Consider the following 15,903-nt stretch of genomic DNA (forward strand, 5'->3'; position numbering starts at 1 on the left):
ACATGAACTTAACGTTTTGAAAGGGGTATAGATAGAATGATCGAAATTGAGAAACCAAGAATTGAAACGATTGAGATCAGCGATGATGCCAAGTTTGGTAAATTCGTTGTAGAACCACTTGAACGCGGTTATGGTACAACGTTAGGTAATTCACTACGTCGTATTTTGTTGTCTTCTCTTCCAGGAGCAGCAGTAACTACTATTCAAATTGATGGTGTATTACATGAATTTTCAACTGTCGATGGTGTTGTTGAGGATGTAACATCAATCATTTTAAATATTAAAAAACTTGCTCTCAAGTTATATTCTGGTGAAGACAAAACGATTGAAATTGACGTAAAAGGTCCAGCAGTCGTAACAGCAGCTGATATCATTTATGATAGCGATGTTGAAATCTTAAATCCTGACTTGTACATTTGTACAGTTGCAGAAGGCGCACGCTTCCACGTACGCATGACAGCAAAATCAGGACGCGGATATGTACGTGCTGAACATAATAAACAAGACGATATGCCAATTGGTGTATTGCCAGTCGATTCAATTTACACCCCGGTTAGTCGTGTGAACTATCAAGTTGAAAATACTCGAGTGGGTCAAAAAAATATTTCTGACAAATTAACACTTGATGTTTGGGCAGATGGTTCGATTAGTCCAGAAGAGGCTGTGAGTTTAGCAGCTAAAATTCTTACAGAACATTTAAACGTCTTTGTAAATCTAACTGATGAAGCTCGTAAAGCTGAAATCATGGTAGAAAAAGAAGAAACTCATAAAGAGAAAATGCTCGAAATGACAATTGAAGAGCTTGATTTGTCTGTCCGTTCATACAACTGTTTGAAACGTGCTGGAATCAATTCTGTTCAAGAGTTAACAGATAAAACTGAAGCTGAAATGATTAAAGTACGTAATCTAGGACGTAAATCACTTGAAGAAGTGAAATTTAAGTTAGCTGAATTAGACTTAAACTTACGCCAAGATGACTAGTACTGTAACAAGGGAGGAAATGTACAATGGGTTACCGTAAATTAGGACGTACAAGTTCACAACGTAAAGCAATGCTACGCGACTTAACTTCTGATTTGATCATCAACGAACGCATCGTAACGACTGAAGCTCGCGCTAAAGAAGTCCGTAAAACGACTGAAAAAATGATTACTTTAGGCAAAAAAGGCGATTTACACGCACGCCGTCAAGCTGCTGAATTCGTACGTAATGAAGTCGCTTCTGTTAAAGAAGAAGGCGAAGATATCGTTGTTCAATCAGTTTTACAAAAATTGTTTAGTGATGTTGCTCCACGTTACGCTGAGCGTCAAGGTGGATACACACGTATCATGAAAACTCAACCACGTCGCGGCGATGCTGCACCAATGGTTATTATTGAATTAGTTTAATTTTCATTCACTACTAGAATGACGAGTTGCCGCGTTTATTCTAGAACAGGTTCAAAATTAAATTTGTTTCACTTTTTAGATGTATGCAAAGAGTGTTATGATGATGGGATCAATGAAAATTGGTTTCCAAGTCTAGCTCGAAACTTCTCCTGACTTGAGATTGCTCATTCAGGAGAGGTAAATTCATCAAAAGAAAGTGATTTTTTTTGTCTTAAGAAAGGAAACAAGTAGGTGGGGGTGTCCATATATTTGTTTCCTTTTTTAATATAAAAAATTGGTTGGATTGTAAAAACTAGAGGTTATTACTTGTAAAACGTTGAAAACATCTGAAAGATTAGCATAGAATGAAGTATTAAATACTAAAGTAATGTCTATTTCACAAAATTGAGCAATAAAATGGATGTTGACGTAAAAGTAGAACAACAAAAGTGTTTCACTCTTTCATGGAAACAAGAAATTAGCGATGCGAATAGGTTTTTAATGTACTTAAGTTTATTAAAATGAAAAAGAATGTAAAGTTCTTTTAAAATATGTCAAGACACCTCCGAAAATAGGTCAAGAAATGCTATACTATGAAGTAGTTTATTAAGAACGAATAAAAATAAGTTGGAAATCATCGAATTGCAATGAAACTTCTTTTTTGATAGTCTTAACTAAATTTGGTTTAAAAAAAGCTGGAAAAGAAACCACTCTTTTTCAGGATATAGAACGTGAGGAATGTTCAATGGATAAAATCATAACATTAAAAGAAATTTCTTATCAATATCATGAAACTGATGAAAGACAGGCATTAAATAATGTTTCTCTCTCAATTGAAGAGGGTGAATGGATCGCAATTATTGGCCATAACGGTTCAGGTAAATCAACTCTAGCTAAAACCATTAATGGATTGATAGCTCCCAGCCAAGGAGAAGTGACAGTTGGTGGTCTTGTATTAAGTGAGGAAAATATTTGGGACATCCGTGAAATGGTTGGAATGGTGTTTCAAAATCCAGACAATCAATTTGTAGGATCAACCGTTCAAGATGATGTGTCTTTTGGTCTAGAAAATCAAGGGATTCCTAGAGATGATATGATCGAACGTGTTAAGAGTGCAATCACGCGCGTTAAAATGGAAGACTTTATGGAAAAAGAACCGGCTCGGTTATCTGGAGGTCAAAAACAAAGGGTAGCTATTGCAGGAGTTGTAGCTTTACGTCCGCAGATCATTATTCTAGATGAAGCGACCAGTATGCTGGATCCGCAAGGTCGACAAGAAGTGCTGGCGACCGTTAAAGAAATCAAAGAAAAAGCGAATCTAACGGTTATTTCGATTACGCATGATATTGATGAAGCAGCAAATGCTAATCGCATACTAGTGATGAAAAATGGTGAATTGGTACAAGAAGGATCACCGGAAGAGATATTCTCGTATGGAGACCAATTAATTGAAATGGGACTTGATCTGCCTTTTGCTGAAAAGCTGAAAAGCGACTTACGCGATCGCGGTATTGATGTTCCAGCTGAGTACTTGACTGAAGAAGGGATGGTGGACTGGTTATGGACATTACTTTCGAAAAAGTAGGCTATACCTATCAAAAAGGCACACCTTTCCAAAACCGGGCACTCTATGACATTGACTTACATATTAAAGAAGGTAGCTTCACTGCTTTAGTAGGTCACACAGGCAGCGGGAAATCGACTGTTCTGCAACATTTAAATGCATTAATGAAACCTAGTGAAGGTACAGTAACCATTGGAGACCGGATCATTACCGCACAAACAGATAATAAAAACTTGAAAAGTATTCGTAAAAAAGTAGGAATCGTCTTTCAATTTCCTGAATCCCAGTTATTTGAAGAAACAGTCGCAAAAGATATTGCTTTTGGACCTAAAAATTTCGGAGCTACTGAAGAAGAAGGACTTGAACTAGCTAAGCGTATGCTTCCAATCGTGGGCTTAGACGATTCGTATTTAGAACGCTCACCGTTTGACCTATCTGGCGGTCAAATGCGACGTGTGGCTATTGCTGGCGTTCTAGCGATGGAACCTGAAGTATTGGTCTTAGATGAACCAACTGCAGGTCTGGATCCTCAAGGGAGAAAAGAAATGATGGACATGTTTTACCGCTTGTACCGCACACAAGGTATCACGATCATATTGGTAACTCACCAAATGGACGATGTAGCGAATTATGCCGATCATATGGTGGTACTTGAAAAAGGAACTGTCATCAAAGAAGGCGCGCCTCAAGCAGTATTTAAAGACGCTGAGTGGCTTGAATCGAAGCAGTTAGGTGTTCCTTCTGCTGTTTCATTCGGAAGCCTCTTGAGCCAAAAAACAGGCCTTTTCTTAAATGAACTGCCACTAACAACAGGGGACTTGGCTGATGAGATTGCGAAAGCATTGAAACTGCAGTTAGTTGCAACAGAAGAAGGTGATGCCCAATGATGGATAAATTGATTTTTGGTCGTTACATTCCTGGAACCTCGTGGATTCACAAATTAGATCCGCGTGCGAAACTGTTAGGAACCATTATTTTTATCGGAATTATTTTCTTAGCGAACAATTGGCAAACGTATCTGCTCTTATTGGTCTTTGCTTTAGGTGCTATTCACTTGTCCAATATTAAACTCAGCTTTTTCATTAATGGAGTTAAACCGTTGATTTGGCTGATTCTGTTTACAGTTGTCTTGCAAGTCCTCTTTACGGGAGGCAGCACGATCTACTTTGATTGGGGCCCAATTATCGTCTCACAAGAAGGTTTGATTAACGGAATCTTCATTTTTTGTCGATTTGTGTTGATCATTTTTATGTCGACCTTACTGACTTTGACAACGATGCCTTTATCGCTGACTGATGCCATCGAGTATTTATTGCGTCCGTTGAAAGTCATTAAAGTCCCTGTTTATGAAATTGCCTTGATGCTGTCGATCGCGTTGCGTTTTGTGCCAACGTTGATGGATGAAACGGAAAAAATTATGAATGCTCAACGAGCTCGTGGAGTCGATTTTGGCGAAGGGAATATTTTCCAACAAATGAAAGCCATCGTACCGATTTTGATCCCCCTATTTGTCAGCTCATTTAACCGCGCTGAGGAATTGGCTACGGCTATGGAAGCCAGAGGGTACAAAGGCGGCGAAGGAAGAACAAAATACCGCAAACTGGATTGGGTATCACGGGATACAGTAGCTATGCTGGCGTATGCTCTATTGACAGTCGGATTAGTTGTATTTAGAAATTGATGCACCAGGAAAAGAACCTTTCTGCTTGGTTGTGAAAGGTTCTTTTGCTTTTAACGAAATGAGAATAGGTTATTTTTAAAGGAGTCGAACAAATGGAACCACTACGCTATAAATTGATTGTTCAATACGACGGCACGCATTTTGCTGGATTTCAGATTCAGCCTCATGATCGTACCGTACAAGGCGAAATCCAACGAGCGTTAAAAATTATGACTAAAGGAAAAGAAGTGATCATCCATGGATCTGGACGAACAGATTCTGGCGTCCATGCAAAAGGACAGGTCATTCACTTTGACTACCCAATCGAAATCCCAGTCAAAAATATGCAGCGAGCATTGAACAGCTTGACCACTGATGAGATTTTTGTTCAGGAAGTCTCGCTTGTCGATGCTGATTTTCATGCCCGGTACAATACTAGTGGAAAGAAGTACCAATACCGAGTCGATTTAAACGCGATTCCGGATCCATTCAAACGGTTGTATACGTTGCACCATCCTTACCCAATTGATATGAAAAAATTAAAAGATGCGTTGAAAGACTTAGAAGGTGAACACGACTTTTCCAGTTTCTGTGCCAGCAACAGTGGCAGAGAAGACAAAGTGCGCACAGTATATGAAGCCAGTGTCTATGAAGACACATTTAATAATGAATTGGTTTTTACTTTTAGAGGAAACGGCTTTTTGTATAATATGGTTCGTATATTTGTAGGTACTTTGCTGCAAATTGCTAATGGCTTACGACCGGCAGATGAAATCCAACGACTGCTGGAAGTTAAAGACCGCAATCAGGCTGGTCCTACGGCTAAACCACAAGGATTGTATTTGATGGAAGTCTATTACGATTCTTCAAAAGCTAAAAAAGGCACAGATTATCAAGAAGACAGCGTACTAGGAGAGCAGGTGCAAGATGAGTTGGATCATTCGATTAAGTAAATTAAGTGATTACCCCGAACTAATGGCGATTGAAAATCAAATCTGGCATTCAGGCAATACGCCTAGTGTAACGACTTATGAAACAGTGGAAGACTATCAAAAGCATTTTGCTGTGGGATCCCACTTAGTAGCCGAAGACAAAGAAACGCAAGAAATAGCAGGGCTCTTAGGTTTTCAAAAGCCTTCTCAGCTACCGGCTCACCAGAAGATCTGGAGCATTGATGTAGGTGTTCATCCATCCGCCCAAGGCAAAGGCGTCGGAACAGCTTTACTAGCAGCTATCAAGCCTTTAGCAGCTGAAAGAGGTATTCATAAACTCAGCTTGCGCGTATTAGCTACTAATCCGAATGCCCTTAAGCTCTATCAAAAGAGCGGATTTGAAATAGAAGGTCACTTAAAGGATGAATTTTGGATCGACGGTCACTTTGTCGATGATTTATTTATGGCTTATTTTATTCCGGAAAATAAGTAAAAGAAAAAAGAATTCTTTCTTAGAAAAAATTTGACAAAATTCAAAATTAAAGGTAGAATATTAAATGGTATTGTTTGCCACCACGATGAGCCCCGGAAACTTATTGTGCATTCAAACAAACAGATAAGAATATGGAGGAATAAAACGTGCGTACAACTTATATGGCAAAACCAAATGAAGTAGAACGTAAATGGTATGTGGTAGACGCAACTGATATCCCTATGGGACGTATGTCAAGTGTAGTCGCAGCTATTTTACGTGGTAAAAATAAACCAACTTACACACCAAATGTTGATACAGGTGACTTCGTTATCGTAATCAACGCTGACAAAGTGAAATTAACTGGTAAAAAAGCAACTGACAAAATCTATTCTCGTAACATCGATGGTAACCCAGGTGGATTGAAACAAATCTCTGCTGGTGACTTACGTGCTAAAGATTCTCGTAAATTAATCGAATTATCTGTCAAAGGTATGCTTCCTAAAAACACTTTAGGTCGCGCTCAAGGCATGAAATTACATGTTTACGGTGGAGCAGAACACAATCACCAAGCGCAACAACCTGAAGTATTAGACATCACAAACTTAATTTAAGGAGGGAATATCTATGGCACAAACACAATATATCGCAACAGGAAGACGTAAAAATTCAACTGCTCGCGTACGCTTAGTACCAGGTACTGGTAAAATCATCATGAACAAAAAAGATATCACTGAATACATTCCATTCCCATATTTACACGAAGTGGTTAAACAACCTTTAGCTCTTACAGAAACTTTAGGTAGCTACGACGTACATGTAAACGTAAATGGTGGAGGATTCACTGGTCAATCAGGAGCAGCCCGTCATGGTATCGCTCGTGCATTGCTAGAAGTTGATCCAGACTTCCGTGGCCCATTAAAAGCTGCAGGTCTATTAACTCGTGACCCACGTATGGTTGAACGTAAGAAACCAGGTTTGAAAAAAGCGCGTAAAGCTTCACAATTCTCAAAACGTTAATATTACGTTATATATATCAAAAAAGAACTGTCTATATGGCAGTTCTTTTTTTATGCATAAAAATCTGATAATGTTTTTCCTAATTTTTAGTCTTTTACCACTTGACTGTTTTCGTAACTGACCCAATCACTGTAGCCTCCTAGGTACAACCTTGGCTCCAATCCAGCTTCTTCCATAAACAACACATTTACTGTCCCGGTTATCCCAGATCCGCAGTGAACGATAATATCCTCATATTCTTCCAGAGATTTGAACTTTTCGTTTATAATTTTGCTGTCCATTATGGTACCTTTATCAACTAAATCCATCCAAGGATAGTTTAAAGCACTGGGGATGTGTCCAGGCAATTTATCTAAGGGTTCCACTTGTCCAGAATACCGTTCATACGCTCTGGAATCGATTATTGCTGTTTGATCTAAGTCAACAGCAGCCTTTACTTCAGAGTGTTCTGCAATCATGGATTCATTTAAATTCAATCTTAAATCCCCAGAAGCTTGCGGCTCTGGAAAAACTATAGTAAGTTCTAACCCATTATCGACCCAATGTTTTATACCGCCTTCTAATAAAAATACCTTATCTTTACCAGCGTACCTTAACAACCACCATAATCTGCCTGCCATTGCCAGATCCCCATTATCATAAATGATTACTGTAGAAGAATCAGAAATACCCAACTGCTTCATTTCCCTAGTAAATACTTCCATATCCGGCAAAGGATGCCGACCACCATGCTCGCTAACTTTTCCGGTCATTGTATCTTCTAAAGAGACGAATAGCGCTCTTTTGAGATGACCTTTTTTATATTGATTATTTCCGGCCTTGGGGTCATTTAATTCTGCACGGGCATCCAGTAAGATTAAGTTATCATTTGAATAATTTTCTAATAACCATGTTTGTGTAACAAAATTTTTCATAAAGTCCTCCTAAATTAACAATTTTTTTAGAAAAAGAAGAGACATAGAATTTTTCTTTTATTTCCGACTGCTTTTTTTATCAGGTTTAGCAGTAAATGAAAGCATCAAAACCATAAAAATAGGCAATAAACTCCATAAAAAGAATTTCCAATTAGATGTTAGTAAAGACAAGACTAAAAAACCAACAAGTGCAGCAATTGAAATAGAAACAGTACGTTTTTGATATTTGTTCATCCTCTACACACCTTTCAAACAATTAGCGTATTTTGCATTCAGTTCAAACCTATTCTAATTAAGATTTCTTGTATCTCTATGATAACATCAATACTTTTTTATTTAAAATAAAGTTATTCTAAACCAGATCAAAAGCATTGTAGCCATCTAAACATAGCTATTTCTGAATGTGTCAATTCGGCAGTTCAACTAATCAATGTGCAACGAACGAGTAACTTCTCCAGATGGTTTACTGTAGGCAAATTGGATAACTGAGAGAGATAAGAACTGATTAATAAAAAATAGAAGGATAGAAGAGCATGAATAAGCTCTTCTATCCTTCTATTTCAGTTTTTAATTCTTTTAATGCTAAGCTCCGTCTATATTGCACTATATTTCGAATCACATTTAACGTTTATTTAATCTTTTGATTCATCATTTCTAGAAAGTAAGATAATAACATGATGTTTTGTTTAGTATCAGAAAGTTTTTAAGCGCATTACTTAAATAGCGTGTACTTACTCTTTTGTAAAGACGTATTAATTAAATTATATGTCGTGTTTAGAATGTAACCAATCAGAAATACGGAGATTAAAGGACCAATAATAAGATGCTGATTAAGCAACCAAGCAATAATAAAGAGACACAGATCTCCTAAGCTTCTAATCAATCCAATTGAGTTTTTCGTGACCTTACTGATCCAAAAAACACACGCATCATAAGGCACTTTCCCTAGATTTGCACTAGTATAGATACCGGCTCCAATCCCAAGTAATAAAATACCTATAATTAAGAAAAGAAAGTTGCCCGGATTACTGAGTCCTTGGTTTAATGTATATTCGGCAGTTGCTCCAACAATATAAGGTTGGAGAATACTCCCAATGCCTAATTGAGCGCGATCATAAATTAAAGGTGGAATCAGCATTAGTAAAGTGATGATCATATTGGCTTGATTTAAAGATAAATTAGTATGAAGTGAAATACCCTGCCAGACCCAAGAAAGAGAATCGCTTCCATAACCTGTTGATATGGACAATGAAACTCCTAAGCCCATGACTAAAGACCCGAATAAAAGAAGAAAGAAACGAAATAATGAAGTGAGATTAAATTTATTTTTCATTTAAATTTTCACCGTTATGTTTAATTACTTCTTGATACCAATAAAAAGATTTTTTCGGAATACGTCTGAATGTTCCCTTACCGGAATTATCTCGGTCAACATAAATAAAACCATAGCGCTTAGCCATTTCACCAGTTCCATTAGAAATAGAATCAATACATGCCCATGATGTATAGCCGATTAACTCGACACCATCTAGAGTGATTGCGTCAGACATGGCTTTGATGTGTTCTTTATGGTATTCAATTCTGTAATCATCATGAATCTCACCATCTTCTGTTAAATTATCGACAGCCCCTAAACCATTCTCTACAACAAACATAGGTTTGTTGTAACGATCATAAATTTCATTGATTGTAATTTGAAATCCTAATGGATCAATCTGCCAACCCCATTCGCTAGTTTCTAAATAAGGATTGATTTCTGAAGCAAAAATATTGCTTTCAGTTTGATTCGCAGCATCAGGTTGGGCACTGCTTACTCTTGAAGAATAATAAGAAAAGCTAATAAAATCTACTGTGTGGTCTCTTAAAACCTCAATATCACCGTCTTTAATAGGAAGAGTGAGATGTTGTTGTTCGATTTGTTTCAAGTAATAATTAGGGTAGCTTCCTCTTACTTGGACATCTGAAAACATATAACTTTCACGTGAATCTTGGATAGATTTCCATACATCTTCTGGATGCGGCGTCTGAGCATAATAACTTCCAGCAGCCAGCATACATCCAATTTGAAAATCTGGGTTTATTTTTTTAGCAAGCTGAGTAGCTTTAGAGCTGGCGACTAATTGATGATGGATTACATCAGTTGTTATCTGCTCTCTGTTATCCTCTGGTTTAAAAGTTAAGCCTGTTGCTACAAAAGGGAAATGTAAGACCATATTGATTTCATTAAAAGTAAGCCAATATTTGACATAATCTTTATAATGATTAAACAATGTTTCGGTGAATTTTAAATAAAAATCAATAGTTTGACGATTCTTCCATCCACCATATTCGTCAACCAAATGCATAGGGATATCAAAATGATTGATGGTTACTAAAGGTTCAATATTATACTTTCGACACTCTTTAAAGACATTCAGATAGTAATCAAGGCCTAACGGGTTAGGTTCTGATTCATTTCCCTTAGGATAAATTCTTGACCAAGAGAGTGATAACCGATAGACTTTGAATCCCATTTGGGCCATCAGTGCAATATCCTCTTTGTAATGGTGATAATGGTCAATGGCGACTCTTGATGGGAAAAAAGTATCCTCTGGTAAAGATTTAGGGTCCAAATTTCCTGTACCTACTTGGAAACGTAAATCTCCGTATGGCATATAATCTAGATTTGATGGGCCTCGTCCATTAACATCGTAAGCACCTTCTGTTTGATTCGCAGCGGTTGCTCCGCCCCATAAAAAATTGTTTGGAAATGACATGTATATTCCTCCTTGCTCTTATCACAAAGTATAAGGGATATGTTGTTAATCAAAAAGGAAGTTTCTTTAAAAGAAACTTCCTTGACGAACAAGCTTAATAGGTTTGCTTTAAATTGAGAATTAATAAATCAATAACATATTTGAAGAAGTAGGCATTGAATTTTCCGTATTGTATGGGAACATGCAACAGTTGCCCTTTGAATTTTATATTACTTTGACAACTTATGAGCCATTTTGTTCCATTCGTTTCCTCGAGCCTTTTCACTACTCGTTTGTCGTACTTGAAAGTATTGCCGTCAATACTGAGTACTAATAATAAATCATCGTCGCTAATATCGTAGGAATGTTGAAAATCAACATCGCAAATAATAACATTCATGTTAATCACTTGTAGTTCTGTTTGGATCTGATGGCAGAGGTAGCGCGCATCGCCTTGAGCAAATACAAATATAGTGCTTGCGGAAGTAAGCTGTTCAGTTAATAACTCTAGGTGATTATAGTCTAACAAACTTGTTAAAGAGTTAAGAAAATGAATCATAGTATCTGTAAAGTTTAGAATAGTATTTTTCATATTATTAGATTCTTTCGAATCGTGACGGCGTCTCTCTAAGGATTCAAGGTATTCTACGCAAGCGTCTTTAAAGTCAATGTAAGTCTTATAGTCTAAATATCTGACATATTTAGAAATTTGGCTTTTTGATACAAAGGTTCTAATAGCAACCTCATCCATTGTAATATAAGGAATCTCGTGAATATGTTCTTGAAAGAATAAACTTAATATATAGAAAGTCGAATTTTTTTTATAGGAATTTGTCACATCGTTTAGTCTATCCATTATCAATCGTATCAGTCCTTTATAAAGCGAAATTAAAACAGAGAGAATAAATAACTTAATAATTGGCTAAGAGTTTATTCAAAAGCACATCAAGGGAATCATAATCGTGATAGTAAGGGTTGGTATCTTAGAGATATCATTCATTCCCATTATAAAGGATTTTCTTATGCTATGGAATGGTAAAAACTTTAATACTACTTTTTCTGACCGTTCTACCGAATTTCATTTTAATAGAATAATGGACATTCCTTGGACAAATTATCTGCTCAATAAACAAAAATTTGTTTGTTACTTCACGATTTATCCTGTATTATTTAATGATGAATGTAAAACCAGATATTGTGATGGTGGGCAAAGGATATAGAAAAAAATAATGGATTTAATAAATAGTGGTGTCTTGAGAATGGATTAATCATTCTAAGAACTCACTAGGATAGAGAAAGAATCATCCCATTAAAGTAGTCATTATTCCTCTTATCTCACTGAAAGTATTTAGTGTTACACTAACAAGGTGGTGTGATAAGTGAATTCAAAAGAGAAAATGTTAGAGATCATTAAAAAGAAACAAGCAGGTGGCGGAAAATCGAAACAAACCAACACACCAAAAAATGATCTTAAAAACATGCGAAAAGGTCCGAAGATTTTTAATAAGTAATCTTTGGTACAGCAAAAGAGCAGCAGCTAAAATCAGCTACTGCTCTTTTTTGATACGCTGAATTCTAAATTAAAATAATTAAGAGATCAATTCAACACCCATACGATTACCTTTATTTCTAATATCATTCCTGTCCAGCTTCCAAATACCGATACAAGTTTACATCAATTGGTTCTAAAAACTTCAAAAACATCTCTACAACCTTTTTTTTATCGCCATTTTGAAGTGGTTTTTCTAACTCGATAATAGATTCTTTTACTGGTTTTACTTCACCTAGATAATAAAATTCTGTTCCTTCGTTATCCGATTTCTTAGCGAATACACGTATATTCCATTCTTCAGGCTGCATTAATTTCTGCACTTCAGGCGAGGACATTGTTCTTGGAGATTTCGTGAACCACTTCATTGTGGAATAGTCGATCAACTCATCTTCATAAGCCATTTGAGCACCTGAGAAGGTTTCTCCTTTTTTCAAGGTTACGAAAATAACGAATTCGTCTTTGCTTGATGTATAGCCGCCAACATTCTGGTCTACTAGTTGTTTGTCCCAGTTCAACAAGCGCAAGACGTCTTTTCGTTTGTATTTTTGGTAACGCGTTAAGGGTTCTGTAGAAGAATACACTTTAGATTTTAGCAACCCAGTTGCAAGAATATCCGTCATCAAATACTTAAAATATTCATTTACTAATGCTTCTTTATAAAGAGGAGACAAGGACACTTTATTTTCTGCTCGTTTGATAAAAGCTTGTTTCCTATACGTAGCTGCCATAGCACCAGTATAAAAGGATAGATCTAATGTATTCAGTATAGAATTTATTGTTTCTTCATCTGCTAAAATCCCATTATCTATAAATAGCTGTTGGATTCCTTTTAAAGATATACTGTTTTCAGGTTCACTCATCATTTTTTCTAACAATACTAATTCCTGTTTTCTTTTTCCTGGTAACAATTCTCTTGAAGCAATCATTAAGAATCGATTTTCTAACTCAGAAAGTGTCCCTTCACTTTGGTTTATACTGACTAGGAAATCGTAATAGCTTAATTTTTTATTAGCAACTAGCAAAGGATCGATCGTGTGTTGTTCTTCGAAATCTTTAAGGTAGGGTACCCGGCCAAGTCGATTATGAAGCAATTGGAATGATTTTCTTAACTCACTCATGCTATCCATAGAAGCTTGATTAATTGAAGTGAAGATTTGTTGCTTCGCAATTTTTTCAAAATTGATGGAAGAAATGCCTGAAATAAAGTTTGTATCAAAAGTATCTTTGCGTAAATTATTTTTATCCCTAGACACGTCCCCAGACAAAGCCATTGGGATCATATAATTGTTTTTGTAGTTTCCAATAAAATCAATTACGGTAACGAATTCTTTAGAAAGGTCTTTTCTTAATCCCCGGCCTAATTGTTGCACAAAAATAATACTCGACTGGGTATTTCGAAGCATAACCACTTGATTGATTTTGGGAATATCAATTCCTTCATTAAAAATATCTACTGTAAAGATGTATTCAATTTCGCCGCTCTCTAGTCGCTCAACTTGTCTTTCTCGGTCTTCAAGTGAATGCTCTCCTGTTAGATAAGTACTAGGATGGCCTTTTTGGTGGAATAGCGTAGACAGTGTTTTAGCTTCCTCTTTACGACTACAAAAAACTAACCCTTTAGAAATGTTACCAGAACAACCATAATACTGGAGCTTTTCTAACAAATAAGTAACGCGTTCTTCTTCAACCAAATATTTCAAATCCGTCGATTCAGAAATTAGTTCTCCATCTTTTACATAATCGGTCACTCCAAAATAATGAAATGGGGAAAGCATATCTTCTTCTAGAGCTTCTTGAAGTCGAATTTCATAAGCAATATTGTAATCAAATAACTCAAAAATATTAAATCCATCAGTTCGTTCAGGAGTAGCTGTCATGCCTAGTAAAAAATCGGGCTGAAAATAATCGATTACTCGATGATAGGAAGGAGCACCCGCTTTATGGACTTCATCAATTAAAATGTAGTCGAAGTGTTCTTTAGCAAATTGTTGCATGACCGCATCTTTTGATATAGTTTGAATAGTAGCAAACAAATAAGTTGCTGTTATTTCTTTCTTATTTCCAGAGAGAATTCCATAATCACCATTTTGTCCTCCAAGAATTTTTTGAAAATCGCTTTTGGCTTTATTGAGAATTTGTTCTCGGTGAACGATAAATAAAACGCGTTTAGGCTTAGCTTGTAAAACATCAAAAGCTGATAAATATGTTTTTCCAGTTCCTGTAGCAGAAATGACCAACCCTTTTTTGGCTCCAGTTTTCCGTAATTCTTTTAGATTGAATAGAGCCGTTTTTTGCATATTATTGGGCACAATGTAAGGAGCGGACCCATCAACGAGAGCTGGATCTTGAATTGTGCTGACTTCTTTGTAATATGTCATTGGTTGATAAGTCTTTTTATAGTCATAAACCCATTCTGATGTTAATACTTGGGCTGCTTGCCATTCTTGTTCCATATGTAATTGGATGTCCTGAATCATTTGCCCATGGTCATAGGAAGTTAAACGGACATTCCACTCGTAGTTAGTCTTTAAAGCACTCATGGTTAAGTTGGAGCTTCCGATAATAAAAGAATGATAGCCTAATTGTTTAAAAAGGTATCCTTTGGAATGAAACCCTTCTTTTTTTGAAATATGCACTTCTACATTAGGAATCTTTATTAAGTCTTCAAAGACCGCGGGCTGATTAAAGGCTAGGTAAATTGAAGTCAAAATTTTCCCTTTAATTCCTCGATCATGTAAGTCGGCCAATTGTGTTTTTAGTGCTGCTAGACCACCTTGAGTTAAAAACGCCACTGAAAAAAAGAATTCTTTACAAGTATCTAATTCATTTTGCAACACATTCAGCATATACTGCTTTTTTTTCGTATCATTGATGATCATTTGAGGGTCATATAAAGAACCTTCAATTTTTTTGTCTATAAAAGCTTTTTTTAAAGACCGCTCTAACATATCTGTCATCGTATTGTTTCCATTTCCATTAATTTCTCAACGGCTGGTATATCCGCTGGTGCCCATTCTAGTTTATTCAATTCTTTAGGTACTAACCATTCTACAGCGATATGTTCAGTTAACTGTGGTGTGCCACTTTTTAAAAAACAAATGAAGGTAGTTAAATTTACTATACCAAAGTCATATTGATAACTCGTTTCTTCAAATTTTTCAAATTCCACTTCCACTTCAATCATCAACTCTTCTTGTAGCTCACGAATTAAAGCTTCTTGTGGTGTTTCTCCAGTTTCTATTTTCCCACCAGGAAACTCCCAAAGGTAAGCTAACGATTTATCTTCACCTCGTTGCGCACATAAAATTTTTCCATTTTCTATTAAAATAGCGCCAACGACATTAATTTTCTTCAATAGATTCACTTCTTTCTTTACCGGTAGTAGTTTTATTTTATCATATCATTCCTAGCCTTAAGTATGAAGTTAATTAATAAGCGTAAATTCACTTTAGTCCGTTAAAATACAACTCTTGATGAAGGAGAATTTATATTTCCGTTGAATCAAGAAGATTAAATGAACAAGTGACTATTTCCATTTTGGAAAACACCACTCAACATGGAGTAATAGAAGGCAAGACGCAAGCAAAAAATGATGCATTTTATAACTTGGATGTTAGTATATTAACATTTCACGACACCTTCATATTTTGGAAGGTGTTTTTTTATAGTATAGGGTTTTATAAAATT

At 36.1% G+C, this 15,903-nt stretch carries 17 protein-coding genes; 10 read left to right on the forward strand and 7 right to left on the reverse strand.

Annotated elements, in window-relative coordinates:
• Positions 1-36 precede the first annotated feature (36 nt).
• The 9 genes from NST49_RS03280 (at position 37) to rpsI (ending at position 7,015) form a co-directional block, all read left to right on the forward strand.
• Complete coding sequence (locus tag NST49_RS03280; RefSeq protein ID WP_023179534.1) at positions 37-981, forward strand: DNA-directed RNA polymerase subunit alpha; 945 nt, start codon at positions 37-39, stop codon at positions 979-981.
• 26 nt (positions 982-1,007) lie between these two features.
• Positions 1,008-1,388, forward strand: a complete 381-nt coding sequence (gene rplQ / locus NST49_RS03285; protein ID WP_007722182.1) for a 50S ribosomal protein L17 — start codon at positions 1,008-1,010, stop codon at positions 1,386-1,388.
• Positions 1,389-2,112: 724 nt separating this feature from the next.
• The gene (locus tag NST49_RS03290; RefSeq protein ID WP_341046972.1) at positions 2,113-2,952 is read left to right on the forward strand and encodes an energy-coupling factor ABC transporter ATP-binding protein; all 840 of its coding nucleotides are present in this window, start codon (positions 2,113-2,115) and stop codon (positions 2,950-2,952) included.
• Positions 2,928-3,818, forward strand: coding sequence for an energy-coupling factor ABC transporter ATP-binding protein (locus NST49_RS03295; protein ID WP_341046973.1), 891 nt, complete (start codon positions 2,928-2,930; stop codon positions 3,816-3,818). The genes NST49_RS03290 and NST49_RS03295 overlap by 25 nt, the downstream gene beginning before the upstream one ends.
• Positions 3,815-4,612, forward strand: coding sequence for an energy-coupling factor transporter transmembrane component T family protein (locus NST49_RS03300; protein ID WP_341046975.1), 798 nt, complete (start codon positions 3,815-3,817; stop codon positions 4,610-4,612). The genes NST49_RS03295 and NST49_RS03300 overlap by 4 nt, the downstream gene beginning before the upstream one ends.
• 92 nt (positions 4,613-4,704) lie before the next feature.
• Positions 4,705-5,544 carry a tRNA pseudouridine(38-40) synthase TruA gene (gene truA / locus NST49_RS03305; protein WP_023179530.1) on the forward strand — a complete coding sequence of 280 codons (840 nt, stop codon included), beginning with the start codon at positions 4,705-4,707 and terminating at the stop codon, positions 5,542-5,544.
• Positions 5,519-6,016: a GNAT family N-acetyltransferase gene (locus NST49_RS03310; RefSeq protein WP_341046978.1), complete on the forward strand. Its 498-nt coding sequence runs from the start codon at positions 5,519-5,521 to the stop codon at positions 6,014-6,016. Before truA ends, NST49_RS03310 begins: the two co-directional genes overlap by 26 nt.
• A gap of 146 nt (positions 6,017-6,162) precedes the next feature.
• On the forward strand, positions 6,163-6,609 hold the full coding sequence (gene rplM, locus NST49_RS03315) for a 50S ribosomal protein L13 (protein WP_023179528.1): 447 nt from the start codon (positions 6,163-6,165) through the stop codon (positions 6,607-6,609).
• Positions 6,610-6,622: 13 nt separating this feature from the next.
• Entirely contained in the window at positions 6,623-7,015 is a 393-nt protein-coding gene (gene rpsI / locus NST49_RS03320; protein ID WP_023179527.1) for a 30S ribosomal protein S9, read from the forward strand.
• A gap of 86 nt (positions 7,016-7,101) precedes the next feature.
• Here rpsI and NST49_RS03325 read toward each other — a convergent pair whose 3' ends face one another.
• The 5 genes from NST49_RS03325 to NST49_RS03345 all read right to left on the reverse strand — a co-directional run bounded on the left by NST49_RS03325 (position 7,102) and on the right by NST49_RS03345 (position 11,520).
• Entirely contained in the window at positions 7,102-7,929 is an 828-nt protein-coding gene (locus NST49_RS03325; RefSeq protein ID WP_341046982.1) for a sulfurtransferase, read from the reverse strand.
• A 57-nt stretch (positions 7,930-7,986) separates the two neighbouring features.
• The gene (locus tag NST49_RS03330; protein WP_187948714.1) at positions 7,987-8,163 is read right to left on the reverse strand and encodes a hypothetical protein; all 177 of its coding nucleotides are present in this window, start codon (positions 8,161-8,163) and stop codon (positions 7,987-7,989) included.
• Between the two features lie 478 nt (positions 8,164-8,641).
• Positions 8,642-9,196 carry a hypothetical protein gene (locus NST49_RS03335; protein WP_187948715.1) on the reverse strand — a complete coding sequence of 185 codons (555 nt, stop codon included), beginning with the start codon at positions 9,194-9,196 and terminating at the stop codon, positions 8,642-8,644.
• Between the two features lie 55 nt (positions 9,197-9,251).
• Positions 9,252-10,685, reverse strand: a complete 1,434-nt coding sequence (locus NST49_RS03340; protein WP_187948716.1) for a 6-phospho-beta-glucosidase — start codon at positions 10,683-10,685, stop codon at positions 9,252-9,254.
• Between the two features lie 94 nt (positions 10,686-10,779).
• Positions 10,780-11,520 (reverse strand): MurR/RpiR family transcriptional regulator, encoded by a 741-nt coding sequence (locus NST49_RS03345; protein ID WP_341048654.1) that lies wholly within the window; start codon positions 11,518-11,520, stop codon positions 10,780-10,782.
• A gap of 523 nt (positions 11,521-12,043) precedes the next feature.
• On the opposite strand from NST49_RS03345, the gene NST49_RS03350 reads away from it, so the two are divergent.
• Entirely contained in the window at positions 12,044-12,175 is a 132-nt protein-coding gene (locus tag NST49_RS03350) for a hypothetical protein (RefSeq protein ID WP_034537971.1), read from the forward strand.
• Positions 12,176-12,299: 124 nt separating this feature from the next.
• Here NST49_RS03350 and NST49_RS03355 read toward each other — a convergent pair whose 3' ends face one another.
• Both NST49_RS03355 and mutT read right to left on the reverse strand, forming a co-directional pair.
• Positions 12,300-15,173, reverse strand: coding sequence for a DEAD/DEAH box helicase (locus tag NST49_RS03355; protein ID WP_341046988.1), 2,874 nt, complete (start codon positions 15,171-15,173; stop codon positions 12,300-12,302).
• Positions 15,170-15,571 (reverse strand): 8-oxo-dGTP diphosphatase MutT, encoded by a 402-nt coding sequence (gene mutT, locus NST49_RS03360; protein ID WP_445662718.1) that lies wholly within the window; start codon positions 15,569-15,571, stop codon positions 15,170-15,172. The genes NST49_RS03355 and mutT overlap by 4 nt, the downstream gene beginning before the upstream one ends.
• Positions 15,572-15,903: the final 332 nt, after the last annotated feature.

Source organism: Carnobacterium sp. FSL W8-0810 (assembly GCF_038007125.1).
GTDB classification, from domain to species: domain Bacteria; phylum Bacillota; class Bacilli; order Lactobacillales; family Carnobacteriaceae; genus Carnobacterium_B; species Carnobacterium_B inhibens.

Coding starts and splice junctions, on each gene's coding strand:
- NST49_RS03280 (WP_023179534.1), top strand. CDS start 37: ATGATCGAAATTGAGAAACCAAGAATTGAAACGATTGAGATCAGCGAT.
- NST49_RS03355 (WP_341046988.1), bottom strand. CDS start 15,173: ATGACAGATATGTTAGAGCGGTCTTTAAAAAAAGCTTTTATAGACAAA.
- NST49_RS03345 (WP_341048654.1), bottom strand. CDS start 11,520: ATGGATAGACTAAACGATGTGACAAATTCCTATAAAAAAAATTCGACT.
- NST49_RS03340 (WP_187948716.1), bottom strand. CDS start 10,685: ATGTCATTTCCAAACAATTTTTTATGGGGCGGAGCAACCGCTGCGAAT.
- NST49_RS03325 (WP_341046982.1), bottom strand. CDS start 7,929: ATGAAAAATTTTGTTACACAAACATGGTTATTAGAAAATTATTCAAAT.
- rpsI (WP_023179527.1), top strand. CDS start 6,623: ATGGCACAAACACAATATATCGCAACAGGAAGACGTAAAAATTCAACT.
- truA (WP_023179530.1), top strand. CDS start 4,705: ATGGAACCACTACGCTATAAATTGATTGTTCAATACGACGGCACGCAT.
- rplQ (WP_007722182.1), top strand. CDS start 1,008: ATGGGTTACCGTAAATTAGGACGTACAAGTTCACAACGTAAAGCAATG.
- NST49_RS03300 (WP_341046975.1), top strand. CDS start 3,815: ATGATGGATAAATTGATTTTTGGTCGTTACATTCCTGGAACCTCGTGG.
- NST49_RS03335 (WP_187948715.1), bottom strand. CDS start 9,196: ATGGGCTTAGGAGTTTCATTGTCCATATCAACAGGTTATGGAAGCGAT.
- NST49_RS03330 (WP_187948714.1), bottom strand. CDS start 8,163: ATGAACAAATATCAAAAACGTACTGTTTCTATTTCAATTGCTGCACTT.
- NST49_RS03290 (WP_341046972.1), top strand. CDS start 2,113: ATGGATAAAATCATAACATTAAAAGAAATTTCTTATCAATATCATGAA.
- NST49_RS03310 (WP_341046978.1), top strand. CDS start 5,519: ATGAGTTGGATCATTCGATTAAGTAAATTAAGTGATTACCCCGAACTA.
- NST49_RS03295 (WP_341046973.1), top strand. CDS start 2,928: ATGGACATTACTTTCGAAAAAGTAGGCTATACCTATCAAAAAGGCACA.